At 63.7% G+C, this 22,025-nt stretch carries 20 protein-coding genes; 8 read left to right on the top strand and 12 right to left on the bottom strand.

Features of this window, described 5'->3' with window-relative positions; translation table 11 throughout:
• Window positions 1-29: 29 nt before the first annotated feature.
• The 8 genes from VIO10_RS14570 to mutL form a co-directional block, all read right to left on the bottom strand.
• Window positions 30-1,772 carry a 30S ribosomal protein S1 gene (locus VIO10_RS14570; RefSeq protein WP_414645332.1) on the bottom strand — a complete coding sequence of 581 codons (1,743 nt, stop codon included), beginning with the start codon at window positions 1,770-1,772 and terminating at the stop codon, window positions 30-32.
• A gap of 49 nt (window positions 1,773-1,821) precedes the next feature.
• Window positions 1,822-2,520 carry a (d)CMP kinase gene (cmk, locus tag VIO10_RS14565; RefSeq protein ID WP_331965742.1) on the bottom strand — a complete coding sequence of 233 codons (699 nt, stop codon included), beginning with the start codon at window positions 2,518-2,520 and terminating at the stop codon, window positions 1,822-1,824.
• Window positions 2,517-3,380 carry a prephenate dehydrogenase gene (locus tag VIO10_RS14560; protein WP_331965739.1) on the bottom strand — a complete coding sequence of 288 codons (864 nt, stop codon included), beginning with the start codon at window positions 3,378-3,380 and terminating at the stop codon, window positions 2,517-2,519. Before VIO10_RS14560 ends, cmk begins: the two co-directional genes overlap by 4 nt.
• A gap of 4 nt (window positions 3,381-3,384) precedes the next feature.
• The gene (gene hisC / locus VIO10_RS14555; protein ID WP_331965736.1) at window positions 3,385-4,485 is read right to left on the bottom strand and encodes a histidinol-phosphate transaminase; all 1,101 of its coding nucleotides are present in this window, start codon (window positions 4,483-4,485) and stop codon (window positions 3,385-3,387) included.
• A 57-nt stretch (window positions 4,486-4,542) separates the two neighbouring features.
• Window positions 4,543-5,670, bottom strand: a complete 1,128-nt coding sequence (gene pheA, locus VIO10_RS14550; protein ID WP_331965733.1) for a prephenate dehydratase — start codon at window positions 5,668-5,670, stop codon at window positions 4,543-4,545.
• A gap of 151 nt (window positions 5,671-5,821) precedes the next feature.
• Complete coding sequence (locus tag VIO10_RS14545; protein ID WP_331965730.1) at window positions 5,822-6,742, bottom strand: acetyl-CoA carboxylase carboxyltransferase subunit alpha; 921 nt, start codon at window positions 6,740-6,742, stop codon at window positions 5,822-5,824.
• Window positions 6,739-7,731 (bottom strand): tRNA (adenosine(37)-N6)-dimethylallyltransferase MiaA, encoded by a 993-nt coding sequence (miaA, locus tag VIO10_RS14540; RefSeq protein ID WP_331965727.1) that lies wholly within the window; start codon window positions 7,729-7,731, stop codon window positions 6,739-6,741. The genes VIO10_RS14545 and miaA overlap by 4 nt, the downstream gene beginning before the upstream one ends.
• Window positions 7,728-9,593 carry a DNA mismatch repair endonuclease MutL gene (mutL, locus tag VIO10_RS14535; RefSeq protein WP_331965724.1) on the bottom strand — a complete coding sequence of 622 codons (1,866 nt, stop codon included), beginning with the start codon at window positions 9,591-9,593 and terminating at the stop codon, window positions 7,728-7,730. Before mutL ends, miaA begins: the two co-directional genes overlap by 4 nt.
• 195 nt (window positions 9,594-9,788) lie before the next feature.
• Here mutL and VIO10_RS14530 point away from each other — a divergent pair, with 195 nt between their 5' ends.
• The 4 genes from VIO10_RS14530 (at window position 9,789) to VIO10_RS14515 (ending at window position 13,937) form a co-directional block, all read left to right on the top strand.
• A complete protein-coding gene (locus VIO10_RS14530; RefSeq protein WP_331965721.1) occupies window positions 9,789-11,024 on the top strand; it encodes a hypothetical protein in 1,236 nt (411 codons plus the stop codon).
• Between the two features lie 30 nt (window positions 11,025-11,054).
• A complete protein-coding gene (gene rpmB / locus VIO10_RS14525; RefSeq protein WP_331965718.1) occupies window positions 11,055-11,243 on the top strand; it encodes a 50S ribosomal protein L28 in 189 nt (62 codons plus the stop codon).
• 51 nt (window positions 11,244-11,294) lie between these two features.
• Window positions 11,295-11,888 carry a hypothetical protein gene (locus tag VIO10_RS14520; protein WP_331965715.1) on the top strand — a complete coding sequence of 198 codons (594 nt, stop codon included), beginning with the start codon at window positions 11,295-11,297 and terminating at the stop codon, window positions 11,886-11,888.
• Between the two features lie 123 nt (window positions 11,889-12,011).
• Entirely contained in the window at window positions 12,012-13,937 is a 1,926-nt protein-coding gene (locus VIO10_RS14515) for a hypothetical protein (RefSeq protein WP_331965712.1), read from the top strand.
• A 34-nt stretch (window positions 13,938-13,971) separates the two neighbouring features.
• On the opposite strand, the gene VIO10_RS14510 is transcribed toward VIO10_RS14515, so the two are convergent.
• The 3 genes from VIO10_RS14510 to VIO10_RS14500 all read right to left on the bottom strand — a co-directional run bounded on the left by VIO10_RS14510 (window position 13,972) and on the right by VIO10_RS14500 (window position 18,226).
• Complete coding sequence (locus VIO10_RS14510) at window positions 13,972-15,801, bottom strand: hypothetical protein (protein WP_331965709.1); 1,830 nt, start codon at window positions 15,799-15,801, stop codon at window positions 13,972-13,974.
• 401 nt (window positions 15,802-16,202) lie between these two features.
• Window positions 16,203-16,511 (bottom strand): hypothetical protein, encoded by a 309-nt coding sequence (locus VIO10_RS14505; protein WP_331965706.1) that lies wholly within the window; start codon window positions 16,509-16,511, stop codon window positions 16,203-16,205.
• 8 nt (window positions 16,512-16,519) lie between these two features.
• A complete protein-coding gene (locus tag VIO10_RS14500; RefSeq protein ID WP_331965703.1) occupies window positions 16,520-18,226 on the bottom strand; it encodes a thiamine pyrophosphate-binding protein in 1,707 nt (568 codons plus the stop codon).
• Window positions 18,227-18,427: 201 nt separating this feature from the next.
• Here VIO10_RS14500 and VIO10_RS14495 point away from each other — a divergent pair, with 201 nt between their 5' ends.
• The 4 genes from VIO10_RS14495 (at window position 18,428) to VIO10_RS14480 (ending at window position 21,604) form a co-directional block, all read left to right on the top strand.
• Window positions 18,428-19,498, top strand: a complete 1,071-nt coding sequence (locus tag VIO10_RS14495) for a lipoyl protein ligase domain-containing protein (RefSeq protein ID WP_331965700.1) — start codon at window positions 18,428-18,430, stop codon at window positions 19,496-19,498.
• A 114-nt stretch (window positions 19,499-19,612) separates the two neighbouring features.
• On the top strand, window positions 19,613-20,269 hold the full coding sequence (locus VIO10_RS14490) for a HEAT repeat domain-containing protein (protein WP_331965697.1): 657 nt from the start codon (window positions 19,613-19,615) through the stop codon (window positions 20,267-20,269).
• Window positions 20,270-20,377: 108 nt separating this feature from the next.
• A complete protein-coding gene (locus VIO10_RS14485) occupies window positions 20,378-20,872 on the top strand; it encodes a TIGR03668 family PPOX class F420-dependent oxidoreductase (protein ID WP_331965694.1) in 495 nt (164 codons plus the stop codon).
• 63 nt (window positions 20,873-20,935) lie between these two features.
• On the top strand, window positions 20,936-21,604 hold the full coding sequence (locus tag VIO10_RS14480; protein ID WP_331965691.1) for a glutathione S-transferase family protein: 669 nt from the start codon (window positions 20,936-20,938) through the stop codon (window positions 21,602-21,604).
• 8 nt (window positions 21,605-21,612) lie between these two features.
• Here the strand turns inward: VIO10_RS14480 and VIO10_RS14475 are convergent, their stop codons facing one another.
• Window positions 21,613-22,008 carry a VanZ family protein gene (locus VIO10_RS14475; protein ID WP_331965688.1) on the bottom strand — a complete coding sequence of 132 codons (396 nt, stop codon included), beginning with the start codon at window positions 22,006-22,008 and terminating at the stop codon, window positions 21,613-21,615.
• Window positions 22,009-22,025: the final 17 nt, after the last annotated feature.

The following is a 22,025-nucleotide window of genomic DNA, read 5'->3' as shown; positions in this document are numbered from 1 at the left end:
CGCCCCGCTTTGATCGAAGCGCTCCCGGCCTAGCTGGGTTTGCCGCCGCGCGCCGCGCGCCGTTCGCCGTCGTCGCGATCGAGCTTGAGCTCTTCGTTGAGGATATCTTCCATCGAGAACCGCGCCGCCTCATGCTCGCGCTTGAGGTAGGCCTGCATTTCCTCGCGCTCTTCGTGCTGCTTGAGCGCCTTGATGGACAGCCCGATGCGGCGCTCCTTGGGGTCCACTTGCACCACCAGCGCCTCCAGCTCGTCATCGACCTTGTACAGCGACGACGGCTTGTCCACGCGCTCGTTGCTGAGCTGCGAGATATGGATCAGCCCTTCGATTCCTTCCTCGATCTCGACGAACACGCCGAAGTCCGCCACCGAGCTGACCTTGCCGTGAATTCGCGTGTTGAGCGGGTAACGCTCCGCCACCGTATCCCACGGGTCGGTCGAGAGCTGCTTGACGCCCAGGCTGACGCGCTCGTTCTCGACGTCGATACCGAGCACCGTCGCCTCCAGCTCGTCGCCCTTCTTGCAGACTTCGCTCGGATGCCGAATCTTCTTGGTCCACGACAAGTCCGAAATGTGCACCAGCCCGTCGATCCCCGGCTCGATCTCGACGAACACGCCAAAGTCCGTGATCGACTTGACCTTGCCCTTGACCTGGCTGCCGATCGGATGCTTGTGGCCGAGTTCTTCCCACGGATTCGCCTCGGTCTGCTTGAGTCCGAGCGAAATTCTTCGATTCGCCTCGTCAACCCCGAGCACCTGCACTTCCACCAGGTCGCCGGGATTGACGACCTTGGACGGATGAACCGCGCGCTTGCTCCAGCTCATCTCGGAGACGTGGATCAAACCCTCGACACCCTTTTCGATCTCGACGAAGGCGCCGTAGTCAGTGACGCTGACGACCTTGCCCTTGATTCGCGTGCCCGGCGGATACGCTTCGGCGACCTTGGTCCACGGGTCGGGCATGATCTGCTTCATTCCCAGCGACACGCGCTCGCGCTCGGGGTCGTATTTCAGCACGACGACCTTGACCTTGTCCCCGACCTTCAAGACTTCCGACGGATGCTGCAATCGGCCCCATGCCATGTCGGTGATATGCAGCAGGCCGTCGATTCCGCCGAGATCGATGAACGCGCCGTAGTCGGTAATATTCTTCACGGTGCCTTCGAGGATCACGCCCTCTTCGAGCACCTTGAGCGTCTGTTCCTTGAGCGAAGCGCGCTCGCGCTCGAGCACGCTGCGGCGCGAGACCACCACGTTGCCGCGCGCGCGATTGAACTTGAGGATTCGGAAGCGGCCGCGCTGCCCGACGTATCGGTCCAGGTTGCGCGCCGGACGAATATCGACATGCGATCCCGGCAGGAACGCCGGCACCCCGATATCGACTTTCAGTCCACCTTTGACTTTGCCGAGCACCACGCCTTCGACCGGGGTCTCCGACTGAAACGCCTTGTCGAGTTCGCGCCAGACTTTGAACTTCTCGGCCTTCGCGTGCGAAAGCATCACCGTGCCGTTATCGGTCTCGGTGCCTTCGAAATACACGTCAACCTCGTCGCCCTCCTTGACCGTGGGATGTCCTTCATGGTCAAGAAATTCCACGAGGGGGACCTGCCCTTCGCACTTGTAGTTGATGTCGATGATGACGCTGTCGCGGCTGATCAGAAGCACTCTTCCAACCAGGACATCGCCGGGACGGGGAGCCTTCAAACTCTCTTCCATCAACGACTCAAAGTCATTATCTCCTCCGCTCATTTGTTCAGGCAACGCTTTCTCCATTTAGTGGGACCTTCCGGGACTTCGAGGCTGTGCAATCCTTACAACCGGGCTAGGCTCGTTTCAAGCCCTTGGCGGCGTTGATTCGAGCGTTAATCTGCGCTTTCATCGCCGCGACCACCGCGTCGATTGAAAGGTTCGTTGAATCGATCACCATCGCATCGTCCGCGCGCTTGAGCGGCGCCAGCTCGCGCCCGCTGTCACGGCGGTCGCGTTCGATCAGCTGCTCGAGCACTTCGCGCTCGGCGATCGACGCGCCCTGATGCTTGAGTTCTTCAAATCTGCGACGGGCTCGCGTCTTTACGTCCGCGTCGAGAAAGAACTTGAACTCGGCGTCGGGAAAAATCGCGGTGCCGATATCGCGTCCTTCCATCACCACTGCGCCGTCCGCACCCGCCGCGCGCTGCAGCTCGCGCATCCGCGCGCGCACCGCGCCGAGCGCCGAGAACCGCGACGCGAGGTCGCCGATTTCCGGCTCTCCGACCGACGCGCTCACGTCCCGATCGTTGAGCATTATCTTTTCGCCCTCGAACCTGATCTTTATCGCCGCCAGCAGCGGCGCCAATCGCGCCTGGACGTTTGCGTCGTCCGGGCCGACGCCCGCCACGCGCGCCGCGATCGCGACCGCGCGGTACATTGCGCCCGTGTTCAGGTACGAAAACCCAAGCTCGCGCGCCAGCCGGCGCGCCGCCACGGATTTTCCCGCACCGACGGGGCCATCGATCGCAACTATCGGCCGCTTTGGATTCACCTGATCTCTTCCCGCATCGCTCTGCCGCGATTGAAAATCTTCTCGACCCCTTGCATGTCGCCGGCCTCGACCAGCCGCTGAAACTCCGCGAAGGTTCGACTGTAGAGTTTGAGCGCCGCCGCGATCGCCTCGCGATTAGCCACAAAGATGTCGCGCCACATTTCCCACGACGACGCCGCCAGCCGCGTCGTATCGCGCAGTCCTCCCGCGCCGTACTCCGCCGCAAGCTTGTCCCCGACCTTCTCGCCCTTAAGCGACGCCGCCAGCACGCTCGATACTATCTGCGGCAGATGGCTGGAGCGCGCGAGGATTTGGTCGTGCGTGGAAGCGTCCATCATCTCGACGCAGGCGCCGGTCTCGTCCCAAAGCTGCTCGATTTTAGCGATCGCCGCGGGCGTGCTTTTCGCCGACGGCGTGATAATCACGCGCCGGTCCCGAAACAGGCCGGGGTCCGCCGCGGCGGCGCCGGTAGTTTCCTTGCCGGCGACAGGATGCGCCGCGACAAGCGATCTGTTTCCCGTGATCAGCGGCTCCAGCTCGCGCACCACGTATCCCTTCACGCTGCCGACGTCGGTCACCACCGCGTCGGGCGCCGTGTGTTCGATCATTTTTTCCAGCGTCGATCGCATCGTCAATATCGGCACCGCCAGCACGATCAGGTCCGCGCCGCGCGCCGCCGCGACCGGATCGCGCGTCGCGACGTCGATCATGCCGCGCTGGATCGCAACGTCCAGGTTCGCCTGCGAGCGTCCCAGCCCGACCACTTTGCCCACGAGGCCTGCGTGGCGCGCGATCAACGCGAGCGAGCCTCCGATCAGGCCGACTCCGCACAAGGTCATTTGCCGAAATAACTGCGCCATCAGCCTACCCGCCCATCACTTCGCCGAGTGCCGCGACCAGGCGGCGATTCTCCTCGGGCAGGCCGACGCTGATTCGCACGTGGCGCGGATAGCCGTAGCCGTTCATCGCGCGCACGATCACGCCCTTGCGCAGCAGCTTTTCGTAAACCGCGCGCCCGTCGCCGACCTCGACCAGGAAAAAATTCGCGTGACTCGGCACGAACGGCGCCTTGAGCCGCCGGAACTCACGCTCCAGGTAATCCATGCCCTCGGCGTTGACTTGCAGTGTTCTGGCGATATGCGCCCGGTCGTCCATCCCCGCGATCGCCGCCACCTGCGCCAGCGAGGTCACGTTGAACGGCTGGCGCACCTTATGCAGCATCTGGATCAGGTCGGGCCGCGCCACCGCGTAGCCGACGCGCATTCCCGCCAGCCCGAAAATTTTCGAGAACGTCCTGAGCGTGATTATCAGCCGGCGATCGTCGTGGTCCTCGATCGAGTCGGGATACTGCGGGTCGCGCACGAATTCGAAGTAGGCCTCGTCGGCGACGATCACCACGTTGTCCGGAACGCGATCCAAAAACCGCTTCCATTCGGCGCGCCGGTAAATCGTGCCGGTCGGATTGTTCGGATTGCCGAGAAAAACTATTCGCGTGTTGGAGTCGATCGCCGCCGCGATCGCCGGCAAGTCGTGCGAGAATCCGTCGCTGGTCTTCACCACGCGATGCTCGCCGCCGGCGGCGGCGGTCGCCAGCGGATAAATGGCGAAGGAATGCTCCGAGTAAACCGAGTTCAGTCCGGGCCGCAGATAAAGAAAGGCGAGCAGGTGGAGCACCTCGACCGATCCCGACGCCGCGAACACCCGCTCCACTCCAAGCTTGTGATGCTGCGCGATTTTGCGCCGCAGCTCGTAGCTGGCGCCGTCGGGATAGCGATTGAGCTCCGGCAGCGCCGCCTTGATTGCCTCTATCGCGCGCGGCGACGGCCCCAGCGGATTCTCGTTCGAGGCCAGCTTTACCGGATCCTCGATTCCGAGTTCGCGTTGCAACTCCTCAATCGGCTTGCCCGGCTCGTAGGGAGCAAGCGCGGCGACCGATGGGAGTACGAGATCTTGAGCTTTGATCAAAGAGGTGAACGGCGATTGGAAAGTGAAAAAGTAAAAACGCTTTTCCGGCTGCCCGGCTCAGGCAGCGGCCGACCTGCCTTCAGGATACGATCCTAAGACCTTCAAGAATAGGGCCTTGCGCTCGAGCGCCTTGAGCGCGCGCGCCAGCTTGGGGTCGTCACGATGGCCCATAACGTCAACAAAGAACAGGTACTCCCACGGCCGCGCCCGCAGCGGACGCGATTCGATCTTCGATATATTGATCGCGTTGCGCGAAAACAGGTTCAGCGCCTGGTTGAGCGTGCCCACCCGGTCCGCAACCGCGAACAGCAGCGTCGTCTTGTCCTTGCCCGAGCGCGCCACCGGCCGCGTCCCCATCACCAGGAATCGCGTCGTGTTGGCCGCGACGTCCTGCACGTTCGACGCGATCAGCTTGAGCCCGTACGCCTCGCCGGCCGCCGCCGACGCGATCGCCGCGATTGAGGAATCCCCGGCGGCGCGCTTTGCCGCCAGCGCATTGGAGGCGACCGCTTCGGTCTCGCAATCGGGGAAATTCGAGCTCAGGTAGCCGCGGCATTGCGCGAGGCTTTGCTGATGAGACACGATCCGCTTGACCTCGCCCGCCACGCCGCCGAGCGACATTATTGAATGCCGAATCGGCAGCAGCACTTCGCCGATTATCACCAGCGCAGTGTCGATCAGCAGATCGAGCGTCAGCGTCACCGATCCTTCGGTAGAATTCTCCACCGGCACCACGCCGAAATCGGCGCGTCCGTTCTCAATGGCCTGGAACACCGCCGCGAACGACTCCAGCGGTATCAGCTCGACGCTCGATCCAAAGCGCATCCGCGCCGCCTCGTGCGAGTAGGTATGCTCCGGGCCGAGGAATGCCACTCGCGGCTCGTGCTCGAGCGCGCGGCAGGCCGAAATTATCTCGACATAAATTCGCTTGAGCTGTTCGCCGGTGAGCGGCCCCTGGTTTTCGGCGATCATCTTTTCGATAATCGCACGCTCGCGCGCCGGCTGATAAACCTCGCCGTGATGATGCTTGAGCCGGCCGATCTCCATCGCGAGGTTTGCGCGCAACGACACCAGCCGCAGGATCTTGAGGTTTATCTCGTCCATCCGCGCGCGCAGGGTCTCAATCGACGGCGGCTCTGCGGTGGTGGCGGCCGCGGCCGGTTTCCTGGCTATCCGTGACGACATCGAACCAGAATGGGTACCCTACTGCCGGCCCGTTTTCAACGACAGGGGTGACCCCTCCACCCAGTATTAAGGCCGCACGCCGTTGGCGCGCGCGGCCCCTGCCAACGGCTTAATACTGCGCTGCCGTCGCCACGGCCAGGGGTCACCCCTGCTAATCGATCGAATGATCGCTGTCCGCGCTCCCGCGCGTCAGAAATGCTGATCCCATCGTCGCGAACTTCCGCTCGCGCGCCCGGCGCAACTCGGCCGGCTTGAGCTTGACCAGCCGCTCCAGATGGCGCGCGAGCGCCGCGCCGAGCAGATGAGCAGCTTCGGCGGGCGCGGTATGCGCTCCGCCCGCCGGCTCCGGCACGATCTCGTCGATCAATCCCAGCTCCAGCAAATCGGGCGCCGACAACTTCAACGCTGCGGCCGCCGCCGCAACATTCTCCTCGCCCCCCGCACGCCACAAAATCGCCGCGCATCCTTCCGGCGTGATCACCGAGTAGCACGCGTTCTCCTGCATCAGCACCGCGTTGGCCACTCCGAGCGCCAGCGCGCCTCCCGAGCCGCCCTCGCCTATCACGCACGCGACGGTGGGGACGGTCAGCCGCGCCATCAGCTCAAGGTTGCGCGCGATCGCCTCGATCTGTCCGCGCTCCTCCGCGCCAACCCCGGACTCACCGCCCTGGGTGTCGATCAGCGTGATTATCGGCAGCCCAAACCGCTCCGCCAGCTCATAAACGCGCGCCGCCTTGCGATAGCCCTCGGGCAGCGGCTTGCCGAAATTGCGCTTGATTCTCTCGGTGGTCGAGCGGCCCCGCTGATGACCCACGACGGCGACCGGCCGGCGTCCGAAATAGGCGAGTCCCGCCACGATCGCAGCGTCGTCGGCGAAGCGCCGGTCGCCGTGTATCTCGATAAAGTCGCGCATCAGCAAGTCGATGTAATCGAGCGTCTGCGGCCGATTGGGATGCCGCGCCAGGCGCACCCGCTCGATCGCGCTCGGCGGCGCCGGCGCCTCGGCTATCGCCGCATCATTGCCGCGGCTTTTCGCGCCGCGCGCCTTATGTCCGTTCGAATTGCCTTTCAATCTGCTTCACGCCTGCTCATCGCAAAAAATTTCTCGAACAATACAAAAGCATCCTGAGCGCCGCGCTCCGGGTCAAGCCACACGATCTCCGGCTCGCGGCGAAACCATGTGATTTGGCGCTTGGCCAGCCGCCGCGATTCCTGCTTGGCCCGCGCGATCGCATCGGCCAGCGCGATCTCGCCGCGCAGATGCGCCGCGATCTGCTTATACCCAATGGTACTCAGCGGCGGCTTCTCGGGCGAGTATCCCGCCTCGATCAGCGCGCGCACTTCCGCGACCAGCCCGGCCGCCACCATCGCATCGAAGCGCCGGTCGATCGCCTCGTAGAGCTTTTTGCGTTCGACTTCGACGCCCACGGTCAAAGTGTCGTAGCCATTGTCGGCGAATCGATGGCGCCGCTGATGCGCCGAAATGTTTTCGCCGGTTAATTCAAAGACTTCAATCGCGCGTACGATTCGGTACAGGTCGTTGACGCCGATTCGATTCGCCGCGTCGGGATCGACCTCGCGCAACTGCCGATGCAGGTGCGCGACGCCGCGCTCGGCCGCGATTTTGGCCAATCGGTCTCGAATTTCCGCCGACGCGGCCGGCCCGCGAAAGATCCCGCCGCGGATCACGCGCAAATAAAGCCCACTGCCGCCGACCACCAGCGGATTTCGCCCCCGCGCCGCAATCTCCTCGACCGCCGCGCGCGCAATTTGCGCGAACTCCGCCACGTCAAGCGGCTCGCCGGGACTGCGCACGTCTATAAGATGATGCGACACGCGGCGGCGGTCCTGGGCCGACGGTTTCGCCGTGCCGAGATCCATCCCGCGATAAAACTGCCGCGAGTCGGCGTTGATTATCTCGCAGTTCGAGCGCTGCGCCACTTCCATCGCGAGCGCGGACTTGCCCGCTGCGGTCGGCCCGACAATAAAGCCGGCCGCTATCCGCGCCGGATGCGTCCGCGCCGCGGCTTGCGCCGCCGCTGTTTGGGGCAACGCGCTCATCGGCGAAACATTCGTTCGATTTGCCCGCGTCCGAACTGAATATGCACCGGGCGCCCGTGCGGGCAGTTGGTCTTGAACTCGGTGCGATCGAGTTCGGCGAGCAGCGAATGGATTTCCGCCAGCTCGAGCACTCGCCCGACTCGAACCGAGCCGTGACACGCGAGTTGCTTGAGCCAATTCTCGAACGCGGCCTCGCCGCCGCCGCGAAAGCCGCTTTCGTTGTCGCCCATGCTCTCAATCATGTCCGTGAGCAGTTTCGCGCCGCCTTCGGGCCCGAACACCGCCGGCGCACCCTTGAGCAGCAGCGTAGTCGGCCCGAATGGCTCGACCTCGAAGCCCATCGCGCGAAGCTCGCTCAACGCGCCATGAACCTGCGACGCGCGCGCGGGATTGAGCTCGACCGGCACCGGCGCGAGCATCGCCTGCGTGCGAATCCCACCGTCGCGGAGTTCGCGGCGCAGCTTTTCGAAGGTAACGCGCTCGTGCGCCGCGTGCTGATCGATCAGGAGCAACCCCTCCTCGGTCTCGAGCGCGATGTAGCCGGCGAAGATTTGTCCGATCACCCTGAGCTTCGAGTACATTGGGATTGGCGCCGGCGCATGAGACGCCACCGCCGCGCCGCCGCCGCGCGCGTCGCGATCGTAGGCGAGGCTGAGCGGGCGCTGAAACGCTTTCTCCGTGGGCGCATCGGGCACGAGCCGCAGGGGCGCGTCGCCGCGCGGATTCGGAGCCGAATCACCGGCGCGAGCATCCTCGCCCATCGACGCCGTCGTGACGGGTCCCATCGCGGCGTCATCGGCGGATGGCGCTGGCGCTTCGCCGCCCGCCGCCGGCGCATCAACCAAAGTTGCGACGGGCGCATTTTCCGTCTGATCCGCCAATCGGTCGCGAAGCGCGTGATAAACGACGTCGAAAACCGCGCCGCCATTTCGAAATCGCACCTCGGTCTTCATCGGATGCACATTGACGTCAACATCTTCGTGCCGCATATCGACGAACAGCAACGCCGCCGGATGGCGACCGCGCGGGATCAGCGTCTGGTAGGCCTGCTCGATTGCGCGAATCAACATTCGATCGCGAACCGAGCGGCCGTTGACGAAGGTGAAGATCATCCTGCCGGTGGCAAACGACTCCTGGCTGGTTGCCGCAAGTCCTTGCGCGCGAATGCCGGGGCGATCGAGGCCGAAGGCAAGCATCCGGGACGCGATCCTGGGACCGAAAACCTGGCGGAATCGTTCGAGCACCGAGTTGGCGCGCGGCAAATCGAAAATCGTGCGGCCGTCGGCGGTCAGGCAAAACGCGATGCGATGGTTGGCAAGCGCGCTGCGCTGAAAAGCCTCGGCGATGGCGCCCTGCTCGGTCGCCAGCTTCTTCAGGAACTTGAGCCGCGCCGGAGTGTTGAAGAATAGCTGGCGGACTTCGATTCGGGTTCCCGCCGCCATCGCGCACGTCCGCGTATCCTCGATGTTGCCGGCCTCGGCGGCGACCTCGGCGCCATGTTCGTCGGCGGCGCGACGCGTTTGCATCCGAAGATGCGACACGCTGGCGATCGAGGCGAGAGCCTCGCCGCGAAACCCGAGCGTGCGAATCGCGCTCAAGTCGGCGGCGCTTCGAATCTTGGAAGTTGCATGACGCCGGAGCGAAAGGATCGCATCGGCGCGAGTCATGCCGCAGCCGTCGTCGGCGACCGCGATCAGCGCCGAGCCGCCGCCGAGGATCTCGACGCTTACCGAACGAGCGCCCGCGTCGAGCGAGTTCTCGACCAGCTCCTTGACGGCGGAGGCCGGCCGCTCGACGACTTCGCCCGCCGCAATCTGGCTGGCGACTTGCTCGGGCAATATGTGAACTATGTGCTCGGGCATCGGGGTCCGCGGCGCCGGAGCCTGTTCAAGGAAATCTCCGGCGCAACCTGACTAGACATTGTAGCTTTCGGACCGGATACTCAAGCAACTCGCCGATCCGGCGTCAAAACGGGGGAATGGCTATTGCACGGGTTGAAGATCGCGGCGGGTTTTGAAAAGCTCTGGGCCCGGCGAACTTGCCGGAGCATTCCAGCGATGAGAAAAATTACGGCGATGCTGCTCGGTGCGGCAATCATTGTGGCCGCAGCCGCGCCACGCGCGATTGCGGCGCCAATCAAGATCGGGGTCGGCGTGATTGGACCGATCTCGCCTCAGACCGAAGCCGACATCGACCGGATTGTCGGCGCGCTGCCGAACGTGAAGGCGGTGCCGATTCAGCCGCCGGGCGGGGTCGATGCGTGCGTCAAGCGATTCGTCGCGGGCGAGGCCGACGATCGGCTCGACGCGGTGATGGTGGTGAGCCTGCCGCCCGAGTCCTTTCAATCGCAGCGCGACTCGAACGAGGCGCGATTCACCGGCGCTTACGAAATCTGGACGCTCAATCTTTCCACACTGGCCGAGGATCGCCATCGCTTCACCTTCACCGACAGCGAGCCGGTGATAGGCGGCGCCGCCGCTATTCTGGCGATGCCGGCGCAGTTGTTCGCCGAGCGCGCCACCGGCAAGAAACTTATTTCGAGCGATCAATGGCAGGCGTTCGAGGCGGTGCAGGCGCGGGTCGAGGCGAAGCTGGTCGCGGCGACCAAGCTCTATCTGCAGACCGCGTCGATTCGCGACACCGGTCCGCTGAGTCCGCTCGACACGGCGAAAAATCTGCTCGATCGCGGCGACGGCGAGGACGCGATGGCGGTCTTCAAATCGGCGGGAATCAACAACCCCGAAGTTCAGCGGATGATCGTGAGCGCGCAGGGTCAGTTGCGGCGCAGTGCGGCCAACGCACTGCTGGGACGCACGCTGGGAGCGATGGCGGGCGGGAACGCCGGCGCGGCGCGCATCATGCTGGCCGACTATGAGAAGGCGCCGTCGGCCGAGAGCTCGCGCGCGGATTCGATTCGGAGGGTGCTTGCGGGCGTGCCCGATCGCCGCGCCGAATCGATTTACGACGGCGTCATCAGGAGCGACGTGCCCGGGCTCGACCATGCGGCGTTCGTCGCGATGATCAAGCAGCTCTTCCGCGAGCAGACCGGCTCGATCCCCAACGAAGTGATCGTCAGCGCCAAGGACCTGACCGTCGAGGACAAGGACGCACCGCAGGGGCTCAAGCAGCGGCTCGACAGCTATGCGGGCGCGCTCGGGCGCAGCGCGTGGCTGATGAGCCTCAAGTGCGGATGCGACGCGGGCGCGGTGCTGACGGGAGAAGCGGTCGGCGGGGCGCTGCTCAAGGCGAAGTATTCACCCTCTTTCACGCGGCCGCAGGTCGGGCTACCCTAGCAGAATTATCCAGGCTCGAACGGAAGACTCATGAGACATTGCGCATACTGCAAGAAGCAGCCGTCAGTCGGCAACAACGTCAGCCACGCCAACAACAAGACCAAACGGCGCTGGAATCCCAACCTGCAGGAAGTGCGCGCCGAGATTAACGGCAACGTGCGGCGAATCCTGGTCTGCACGCGATGCATCCGCGCGGGCAGGGTCAAGAAAAGCGCCTAGCAGCAGCGGCTACAATTCATCCGGCGCAAGACACGTTGCCATGGAGTCGTTGTGAAGAACATTTCCAATGTCGGGTCGGGCCGCAAGCTTGGTTTCGCGGCGGTAGTTGTATCGCTCGCAGTCGCCGCGGGTCTGGCTGCCGGGGCGCGGATTGCAGGCGCGGCGAACGTGAGCGGTTTGATGTCGTACCGGGACGGCAGACCGGCAGAGCGACGCTGGCTTCATTACGAGAACCGCGTCACCAACGATATTTACATCGCGCCGACCAAGCCCGACGGCTCATTCACGGCGGATCTGCCGCCGGGACTTTACGATCTCCGCGCCGAACGCGGAGTCATTGTCGCCAGTAAAATTCGCGTCGGCGCCGAGGACGTCAACCTCGGTCACGTCGTCGAGCCGGCGGCGCTGGACGTGTGCCGCCCGTTCGAAAATGAAGGCGTGGCGGAGGCGCTGATCGACAGCCCGGCGCCAGCGACCGCGAACCTGAGCGGGCGTCCTCTCCAGGCGATGAATTACGGACACGAAGCGATGGCTCCGGTCGGAGCGCCGGCGACACCCGCGCCTCAATCCACCCCGCTTGGCGAGGCTACGCCCGTAGCGGCCGCGTCGCCTTCGACGATGCAGGCACCCGCCGGCGGACGCTGAGCCGCTTCGCGTTCGCGCGGCCGATTCGTTTTTTTTTCAAGCCGCCAATCCGAGTCAATTGACCTTAAGCGCGCGCGGCGCGCGTGATATACCGTTGTGCATCCGAGCCTCGTGAATTTTCGGTTGCTTCAAAAGCTCGCGGCCGCGGCCTGTGCAATTGCCGGGATTTACCTGCTCTCGATCCTCGTGACGGGCGGCTATGCGGTAAATTTGGCTTTCGTTGGCGTCCGGTTCGAGGCCAACAAGCTATGGCCCGCGATCGTCGCGACGCTCGGATTCGCGCTCCTGCGAACGATCTTTCGACACGGCTCGATCAAAGGCGCGCTGAGCTCAAGTCCGGGATTCATAATTTTCTCGGTTGCGCTGATCGTATTTCTCGCCAATGGCCGCACGATTTCCGGCGGTGATTCGGTGCCCGCGAAAAATCTGCCGCTGAGCATCCTGGAGCACGGGAACTTCTACCTCGATCAGCTGAAGACTCCCGGCGCGAAAAGGATTCCCTACTATCTGCGTGAGAGCGGCGGCCATTACGTGTCCGACTATCCGGTCGGCGCCGCGCTGATCGCGTTGCCATTCTATGCGCCGTCGGTCCTGTCCGGCGTCAGCCCGAGCAGCCGGATTTTCTCCGAGCTCGAAAAAGTTTCGGCGGCTACGATCGTGGCGCTCTCCGCCCTGCTGCTGTACATGGCCGCCGCGCGCGTGACCGCCAACTGGATGGCGACGGTGCTGACGCTCATCTACGCGTTGGGCACCAGCAGTCTGAGCGTAAGCAGCCAGGCGTTATGGCAGCACGGTCCCGCTCAGCTCGCGCTGGCGGCGGCGATCTATTGCCTGGTGCGCGCCCGCGACGATCCGCGCTTTGCGGGATACGCGGGGCTGCCGCTCGCCTTCGAGGTGATTACCCGCCCGGTCGATGCGCTGATCGCGGCGCCGCTCGGCCTGTATGTGCTGGTCAGCTATCGCCGCGAGATTTGGACGTTCATCGCGGCCGCGATCGCGCCGCTGCTGTTTCAACTGTGGTACAACGCCGCCTATTTCGGCACGCCGTTTCGAGTCCAATTTTTCGCGCAGCCGGCTTCGGTGGGCGGCCAGCGCGTGCCGCTGGGCGGATTGTGGGCCACTTCGCTCGCGCATGGATTGGCCGCGGTGGTACTCAGTCCGGGCCGCGGACTGCTCTTCTACTCGCCGATTTTTATTCTGTCGCTAGCCGGATTGGCGCTGGCGTGGCGGCGAAATGGCGAGGTGCTGCTGCGCTACCTGGGAGTCGGCGCGATCTTGAGCATCCTGATCGTCGCGAAATGGCATAAGACATCAGGCGGCGAGTCTTTCGGTCCGCGACTGCTGGCGGATCTCACGCCGATAATGGCATTCGCCCTGTTTCCGCTCGCAGATTCCATCCGCAACCGCCGCGCGCTTGCGATTGCGTTCGCGGTGCTCGGCGCATGGTCGATAACCGCCAATGCGTTCGGCGCGTTCATCAGCTATCGAGGATGGAACCGTTGGGCGCTCAACGATGCTGACACGCGACTGTGGTTATGGAGCGACAATCCGGTCGTCGATCCGATGCGCTCGACTTTCGACGAGATCAGGATCGCGCTGGGCCACCGTTGGACCAGCCGCAACTCTCCCGACCTGCTCGACGCCCGCTTGATCGTGCTCAATCCGCCTCCGATTGATGCCGCGCCGGGCGCGCGCGTCCGCGTTTCTATCCGCGCAACCAACACCGGCAAGGCGATATGGCTCACGGGGCGTTCACCCGATGAACGCGGCGTAGTCAGCCTGGGATGGGAATGGAAGCGCGATGGGAGAGTGGTCGGAGACAGTGAAGCCCGCCGCGAACTTCACTTGAACGTCTTTCCGGGCGATTCGATGGATCTCGAAGCGTCGGCATTCGCCCCCGATGCGCCCGGCCGCTATGAGCTCGAAATTTTGCTCGCGGCTGAACTGAGGAACCAGACCTCGCGCTCGATAGGCCTGCCCTTGACGGTCCCGCTAACGGTCGGCCCATCGGATTTACCGGTGCGCACGACGCACCCATTGCGACCGTAAAGGAGCGGGTCGCCAACTTTCGGGGTCGCCCCACTCAGGCAGTAGTGAGCCGGCGATCTGAAATCGCGGGCGCGCTCATGTCGGTTACGCCGAGCCAGAAGCGCCGAAGCGTTATCCGATGACTCAGCGTGAACGACTCGAGCGCCGCCAGTTGCGGGGCGGAGAGCGTCTCCTGCGCAACCACGATTTCGTCGAACGGCGTTCGCGCCATGATCTCGCCTAGACTGTCGAGCGACCCCAGCACCGGATAGCCGTGGAATAGCTTGCCGTGCTTGAAACTGTCGTCGTCCAATAGTCCCAGCAGTTCGGCGCCCGCTCCGATCGTCGAGTGCAGGTGCTCGACCGCCGCCGCACCACGCGCATCTGCCCCGACGATCACCAGGCGCCTTGCCGAATGCGCAAGGAACCGTCCGAGCCGCTGGAAAACATGGAATGACCAGCGCGTTGCGACCAGGAAATTGAACAGCAAAATTACGAAGACCACCACCGCCGCACGCGAAATGGTTATCGGCAGTATCGCCGACGCCAGCTTCACGGCAAGGCCCGCGATCACCGCCGCCAGCACAAAGCGCACACCCTCGGCCAGTCCCGTGTAGCGCCATATCCCGCGATAAACGCCTGCCACCAGGAACGCGCCGCAACCGATCATCACAACCCACGGCAGGCCGATCAGCATTTGGTCCACCTGCACGATGCTGAGATCGAAGTCGAATCGCAGCATCATCGCGCCAAAATACGCCGCCGCCACCAGCGCCACATCCAGAACCAACTCCACCAACCGACGCTTGTAGCCGAAGCTCAGGATAACGCGCGCGATCGCGGGCAGGTCTTCGATCTGACCCGGAGACTCCCCGTCGAACGATCGATCCATCAGGAACAACGCCACCAGCGCAAAGAACAGCGCCATGAACGGCAACAGCAGCACCGCGTCGTAACCCGGAACTACGGTCAGCGCGATCGCGCACCCGCCCGCTATCGCCTGCAGGCCGATCAACGTCGCCGCCGCGCTCCAGCTCGACATGCCAAGCCGCGTCAGCCGATGATGCGAATGATCGAGGCCGCGTTTCGATATCGGATTTCCTGTCGCCAGCCTCGTCACCGTCACCGTCACCGTGTCGAGCAGCGGAACCATGAGCGCCAGCAACGGCATCGCCAGCCGCGCGGGCAGAGAACCCTCGCCATGGTGACTGGCTTGAATCGACAGCACTCCCAGCACGAGCCCGACCGCCAGCGCGCCTTCGTCGCCCATAAAAATCGATGCGGGCGGAAAGTTGAAAACCATGAATCCCGCCAGCGCACCGGCCAGCGCCAGCCCCACGACCATCGTTCCCGCGTGTTGATGCAATCCCGCGACGATCGCGATACTCAACGCCGCGACAATTCCGACTCCCGCCGCAAGGCCATCGGTCCCATCGATTAAGTTGAACGCGTTGGTCGCCGTGATCAGCCAGAAAATCGTGAGCGCGATGTTGAGCGGCTGGTAGGGAAGGATGTCGAGCTGGGGTCCCCACCCTCCGAGGATAAAGATCGCAGTCACTTCCAATATCAGTTTATGCCGCGGCCGCAGATCGACGATGTCGTCGAGCAATCCAACCAGGCACATCGCGACCGCAAACCCCGCGAGCCAGGGGAGACTATGGTACGGCAATCCTGACAGGACGCCGACGAATCCGATCGCGGCGATTAAGCCCGCCATCACGGCCAGGCCTCCCAGCAACGCCGTCGGCTTGGCATGGGGGCGGTCGCTTGAAGGTTGTGCAACGATCCCGAAGCGAACGCCCGCTGCTTTTGCCACCGGCATCATCGCCACCGCGACGATAAACGCAGTCAACGGCGTGAGCAGTATTTCAAACCCGGTGGTCAATCTTTAGCCCTTTTAGCTCCACCTGCGCTTCTTTGCTCTCTGCCTGTCACCAGGTCTGCCCACGATGTTCAAAATTCACAAATAGAAGACCCGCATCTCGGTCAACCAAGGTGGTCAGCGCGCAGATGCGAGTCGCCGACAATCATGGCGAGCCTGAGAAGCTTAAAACTTCGGCCAAGCGAACATGGCAGAAGATCGAGGGCTATGTCAAGATATGCTATGTTGATTTATTAAGCGCGTAGACCCGTCCCAGTAGCGAGCGGCCGCCCGTTTCATTCTGGGCGAAAGCAGCTCGGCGGTGTCCGGCGCTAGTTGCGCAGGGAGTTCCCCTTCAGAACAGATTCTTGTCGCGGATTCGCCCTAATTGAGCGGCCATCCGGGCGCTGACGGAAGAGCGGCGGTCATTTGTTTGCGGCCTTATGCAGATACTTCTCGGGATTCGCGATGAACGCGTCGCGCTCCGTCGTGTCGCAGAAGTAGTAATGCTTGCCCGCATACTCGACGGCGGGCGTGTCTTTCTTCACATAAAGCTTCATGCCGCAGTAGGTGCACTTGGTGCTCGTGCCGACATCCGGCGCGGGCGGCGAAGCAAGCACCCTGGCTATCGCGGGTGAACCGGCGCACCACGCCGGCGTGGAGAGCGGCGCGATCGAGAGAATCGAAAGCGCGAACAGGATCGCGAGCATGATCGGAAAATTTGAAAGTTTCATCGGCCACCTCATCCCATTGGACCCTGGTACACCTCGGCGAAGCGAATGCCGAGCTCCATCGGGATCGCCAGGTTGGCATCGCGATTGGTTTTCAGGCAAACGACAGCCGGTCCGTTCGATGCCTTCGCGCCGTTGAGCGCCGCTTCGAGGTCTTCCATGCGCTCGGCGTAAAACGGCTGGCAGCCCAGGCCCTCGGCGACCCGGTCCCATCGCACCGTCCCCATCTCGGTGCCGAACGTGCGTCCGAAGAGCATCCGTTCATTCGGCTCCTCCATCGTCCAGGAACCTTCGGCGAACACCACGGTCCTGACCTTCAGGCCTTCGCGCGCAGCCGATTGCATCTCCATGAAGTTGAACCCCGCCGCTCCGTCCCCGCTGACGCACACCACCTCGCGCGCCGGGTTGCCAAGCTTCGCTCCAATGGCAGAAGGGATTCCCGTGCCAAGCATGCCCAGTTCAAGAATGTTCAGGTACGACCGCGGCTTGGTCGATGGCAAGAACCAGGCTGCCCACAACGAAGTGTTGCCGCCGTCGGCGACGTAGATGCTGTCGGAGCCGAAGACCTTGCCGATTGCCTGCATCGCGAGCGCCGGATGAATCCCGGGTCCGCGCCAGGCCGCGACCGGTGCGAAGCGCTCCTCGAACCATTTGCGCGAAATCTCTCGATAGCGCTGCGTGTCCTCCCCGCCCTTGGGCCGGGCGTGCTCCGTCTTGAGCATACGCAACAAGCCCTCGAGCGCGCTTTTCGCGTCGGAAACGATCCCGAGCGCAAGCGGCCGCGTGACGCCCATGTTGCGCTGATCGATATCTACCTGGATGAGCTTCTTATTGGCGGGATCGCCCCAGTACTTGTCGTAAGGAATGTCAAGGTTGCCCATCCGCGAGCCCACGACCAGGATGACGTCCGACTCGCTGCGCGCCAGGTCCGCGCCAGGGCCGTAGCCGTTGAGGAAGTTCGGATGATCGACCGGCACCGATGACCGCCCGGCTATCGTACCGATGACTGGACACTTGAGCAGCTCGACCACCGCCAGCATCGCTTCGTTCGCTTCGGCGCGATCTACTCCGGCGCCCGAGATCACAATCGGCCGTTTGGCGCCGGCGAGCATCCGAGCCGCCTCCTCGAGCTGCGATTGCGAGGCTCGCGGACCGGCTGCCCGGTACTGATCCGGCGTCAGCATTCGGACCTTTGCGTCGTCACCCATCGCGTACATGACGGGCGCCGGTATCTCGATATGAACCGGCCCCGGCCTCCCGATCCACATTTCGCGAAAGGCAATCCGCATCACTTCGGGGATGCGCTCCCACGACAGAATCGGACCGCTCCATTTGACCACGGGCTTGAAGACTTCGAGCTGATCCTGACCCTGGAAGGTCGCCGGTGACGACGGATAAACGATCCCCAGCCGATGCTGCGCGGTGATAACGACGACGGGGACGCCCTCGTGCCGCGCCGTGATCACGCCGGGGATCAGATTGGCGGACCCGGGACCGGGGTTGCCAAGCACCGCGGCCACCTGGCCGGTCGTCTTGTATAGCCCTTCGGCCATGTGGACGGCGGCAGCCTCGTGGCGAACGGGGACGAATCGCACTTGGTACTGCTCCAACTTGGCGAGCAGCGGATCGACCTCCGGACAGGGGAGTCCGAACACGAATTTGACACCCTCGTTGACGAGACATCGCAGAAGCAGCTCTGCTCCAGTAATTTCACTCATAAGATTCTCCAGTGGGGCCGCCGCTTGGCCGGTATTGAAGCAATGAAGCGATCGAAACGAGAAAAAATTCCCGGGGCGGCAACCTTATTCTATCGATGCGGACACTATACTCGCAGCTAAATTCGAGGCAAGCCGCGCGCCTCAGCGTTCGAATCGATAGCCAGCCTTCCCCGGCACAATCACTGCGGATACGATCTACTCGTGCCCGAGCTCGACCTAATCCTCGCGCCCGCGCTGGCTCCCGATGATCTCATCGGCCTCGAGCTTCATTTTCTCGACGCCATCGCCGCGCGCCAGACAGCGCCGGTCCTGCTGATCTACGCGTCGCCGGGCCGCTGCATCTCGATCGGCCGTTATCATTTATTTGGCGCCGCGCCCGCACACAGCGAAAACGGAATCAGCGTGATACGGCGTCTGACCGGCGGCCGCGTCGCCGGCGCGGGCCAAGGATGGCTCGGCCTTGCGCTGATTGCTCCGACGCGCACCGCGCTGCTGATGGAAGACGCCGCGCCAGTTAAAAAACTGAAGCCCGAGCAGATCATGAATCGCTACGCGCGCGGCATCCTGACCGGCCTGCGGGCGCTCGGAATCGACTGTTTCTACCCCGGCCGCGACGCGATAACCTTCAAGCAGCGCGAGATTGCCATGTGCACTTTCGAGACTGACGCCGCGGGCGCGATGCTTTTCGAGGCGGCGATCGCGCACAACCGCGGGATGGAAGAATTGGTGCACGATTTGGAACGCATCGATCCCGACGGCGCGCTTTCATGCCGCATGTATGACGCCGCGTCCGCCACCAAGGTGGTGCGCGAGCTTGCTCGCGACGTCTCTTTCGACGAGCTTGCCGGCGCGATCGCGTCGGGCTACCGCAGTTCGCTCGGGCAGACTCGACGCCGCGAGTTGACCGCGATCGAATCCGCCCAGGCGCAGCACCGCGGGGATGCGCTCGCCAACTCGAACTCGATGCACCGGCCCGTCGCGGGAGCATCGCCGACGCTCCGAAATCGAATTGCATCGCAACTCGGCGCCATCGAGGCTGCGGTCGCGCTCAAAGCCGACCGTACCATCGAGGCCGTGCGGCTCAGTGGCGATTTCATCGCCAATTCGCCGGCTATCGCCCAACTCGAAAGCGAACTTCGCGGCCATCCGCTCGACCTGGCATCGGTCTCACATGCGGTCGCCAAGACGTTTGGCGACAACGAAACCGACAATTTCTTTCTCGGCGCGGGCGAACTGTCCAATCTCGTGCGCCTGATCGCGGGCGTGAATTGAGTAGGGGTGACCCCTGCACCCACCGCTAAGGCCGCGCTCCGCTGTCGCGCTGCCCCCGCCAACGGCCTAATATTGCGCTGCCGTCGCCACGGCCAGGGGTGACCCCTGCACCCAATGTTGAAACAAACCGGCACCGCCGCCATCGAGAAATCGATGCGGGAACTTGGCGACGCGCGCAAAACCGTTCAACGCCGCGCGATCGATGAACTCGTGGCGATTGCCGGGTCAGGCAATCCAATCGTCACTGAAAAACTTCGCGAGTCGATCGCAAGCGCCGATCGCCGCGTGCGATGGGCGGCTGCGTACGCGCTGGGCCAAATCGGTGCGGGCGCGTTTGCGATCGACTGCGCGGACGCGCTGTGCGAGGCGATGTCCGACGACGACGGCGATATCAGGTGGGCGGCGACCGACCTGATGGTCCGCCTCGGGCGCGAAAATCCCGCGCCGATCAGCGCGCGCATCCTCAAACTCGCTGCCGATCCCTTAAGCCGCCGCAACGCGCGCAAGATGGCGCTCTACTGCATCCGCGACCTCGATCTCACCGGCCCTGAACTGCTCGCCGTCGCCGAGCGCGCCGTGCACGACGCGGATGCTCACGTGCGGCTGGCGGCGCTGGCAGTGCTGTCGCGGCTCCGCGACGCGCCCGAAGCGGCGGCGAGAATCATACTCGAATGCCTCAAATCCGATCCGGACGCGGGCGTGCGCCGCGCCCGCAGCCTCGGCGCTCGGCAATGTTCAAAGCGCCACCGCCGACGCCACGGCGGCGCTTAGGTCCGCGGCGGCCGACCCCGCCGACGAGTCGCTCGCGCGAGCGGCGCGCCGCACACTCGATCGTCTGGAAAAAGGCCGACTGGAGAAAGCCAAGCTGGAGAAACGATGATGGCAACGAAAGCGCAACGCGCCGCAGCGAATGATCCGGCCGTCCGGCTTGGCAATCCGCACGTGCGGGAGTTTGTCGCCGGCGCGCGCATCGCCCATCTGGCGACCGCCGACGGCGCCGGCGCTCCGCACAACGTACCGCTCTGCTACTGGTTCGACGGCGAGCACATCTACTTCGCGATCGACGAGAAACCCAAGCGTCAAACCGGTTTGGCGCTCAAGCGGATGCGCAATATCGCGGAAAATCCGCGCGTCGCAATCGTGATCGATCACTATGAAGAAGACTGGTCGCAACTCGCGTACGTGCTGATTCGCGGACACGCGCGCGTGGTCGAAGACGCCGAAGAATACCTGCTCGCGATACGTCATCTGCGCGACAAGTATCTGCAGTACCGCGCGATGAGTCTGACGCCGGAGAAAAATCCAATCGTGAAGGTCGAACCGGTCAGCGTGCACGCGTGGGGCGCGCGCTTTAGCAGGGGTGCCGAAGAGTGAAAAGCTTGAAATCGAAAACCACGATCGATCCCACTTTTTCAACACCCCGATAGGAGCACAATAATGGCGGCGAAGCTGTACCAGTTTCTCGGCAGCCCGTTCTGCGCCAAGGTGCGCAAGCTGCTGGCGTTCAAGGGCGTCGAGTTCGAAGTGGTCGAGGTTGACTACCTCGAGCGCAAGGAATTGCTGATCGCGTCGGGGCAGATAATGGTGCCGGCGGTCACGCTCGAGGGCGGCGAGACGATCGTCGATTCCGCGCGAATCGCGCTGCGACTCGAGGAGCTTTATCCCGAGCCGACGATTTTCCCCGCGGGATGGCGCGGGATGCATCTGGTGCTGGCCGATTATATCGACAACCAGCTCGAGGACGCGCTGTATCGGGTCGCGCTCGGCGACGAGCTCGCGCTTCACGTTGGGGAGGGTGCGGATCGCGCCGCGCTATGGCGTCTGATTCGCGAGCGCAAGTACGGCGCGGGTTTCGTCGATCGAACCATCTCGGAGCATTCGGCCAACTGGCAGCGCGCGCGCGCCGCTCTGGCGCCGTTCGAGGAGCAATTGGCGGGCACGGCGTTTCTGACCGGCAGGATCGGCCTGGCGGATTTCGCGCTCTATGGCCAGTTGTTCTACCTGGCGTTCACGGGCGATCTGAAAATTCCCGCCGACATGAAAAATCTGCGCGCGTTCTTCGGACGGGTAGATCGGATCAGCGCAGTGCTCGAGCAGCAGGGGTGATGAGTCCGCTAGGCGATTTCGGCGATTGCGGTGCTCAGGAAATGGCTGAAGAGCGCGCCGCTCGAATCCAGTGCGACATCATATAGCGACGGGGTGCGACCGGGCACGAACGCCTGATGGCCCTCGTCGGTCAGCGCGTACACTACACAAAGCATCAACGCCAGGTAGGGCCGCCGCGCCATCGGACCGCGGACCAACAGCCAAAAAAGCACTCCATATTCGGTAAAATGCGCGGCCTTGCGAATCAGCGCGTGGCATACGTCAACCGACGCGGCGGTGATTGCGGGAATCAACCATCGCAGAATCGGGTCGATGATCCGGCTGGTGTTGGCGGCGGTAAACGCCGAAGTCGAGAGAATAAAGATCAAGGCGCCCCACATAACTACCGGGACCCATTGACCCAACGCAGCCGGCTCCGAGG

This window comes from Candidatus Binatus sp. (assembly GCF_036567905.1).
Classification (GTDB): Bacteria; Desulfobacterota; Binatia; order Binatales; family Binataceae; genus Binatus.
Note: the sequence above shows the minus strand (reverse complement) of the source record. Positions and strands in the feature narration are given on the sequence as shown.

What these genes read in the sequence shown, in the direction of transcription:
- VIO10_RS14560 (WP_331965739.1), bottom strand. Translation starts at nt 3,380, where the DNA reads ATGGCGCAGTTATTTCGGCAAATGACCTTGTGCGGAGTCGGCCTGATC.
- VIO10_RS14480 (WP_331965691.1), top strand. Translation starts at nt 20,936, where the DNA reads ATGGCGGCGAAGCTGTACCAGTTTCTCGGCAGCCCGTTCTGCGCCAAG.
- mutL (WP_331965724.1), bottom strand. Translation starts at nt 9,593, where the DNA reads ATGCCCGAGCACATAGTTCACATATTGCCCGAGCAAGTCGCCAGCCAG.
- VIO10_RS14485 (WP_331965694.1), top strand. Translation starts at nt 20,378, where the DNA reads ATGGCAACGAAAGCGCAACGCGCCGCAGCGAATGATCCGGCCGTCCGG.
- rpmB (WP_331965718.1), top strand. Translation starts at nt 11,055, where the DNA reads ATGAGACATTGCGCATACTGCAAGAAGCAGCCGTCAGTCGGCAACAAC.
- VIO10_RS14570 (WP_414645332.1), bottom strand. Translation starts at nt 1,772, where the DNA reads ATGGAGAAAGCGTTGCCTGAACAAATGAGCGGAGGAGATAATGACTTT.
- VIO10_RS14530 (WP_331965721.1), top strand. Translation starts at nt 9,789, where the DNA reads ATGAGAAAAATTACGGCGATGCTGCTCGGTGCGGCAATCATTGTGGCC.
- miaA (WP_331965727.1), bottom strand. Translation starts at nt 7,731, where the DNA reads ATGAGCGCGTTGCCCCAAACAGCGGCGGCGCAAGCCGCGGCGCGGACG.
- VIO10_RS14500 (WP_331965703.1), bottom strand. Translation starts at nt 18,226, where the DNA reads ATGAGTGAAATTACTGGAGCAGAGCTGCTTCTGCGATGTCTCGTCAAC.
- VIO10_RS14505 (WP_331965706.1), bottom strand. Translation starts at nt 16,511, where the DNA reads ATGAAACTTTCAAATTTTCCGATCATGCTCGCGATCCTGTTCGCGCTT.
- pheA (WP_331965733.1), bottom strand. Translation starts at nt 5,670, where the DNA reads ATGTCGTCACGGATAGCCAGGAAACCGGCCGCGGCCGCCACCACCGCA.
- VIO10_RS14490 (WP_331965697.1), top strand. Translation starts at nt 19,613, where the DNA reads ATGTTGAAACAAACCGGCACCGCCGCCATCGAGAAATCGATGCGGGAA.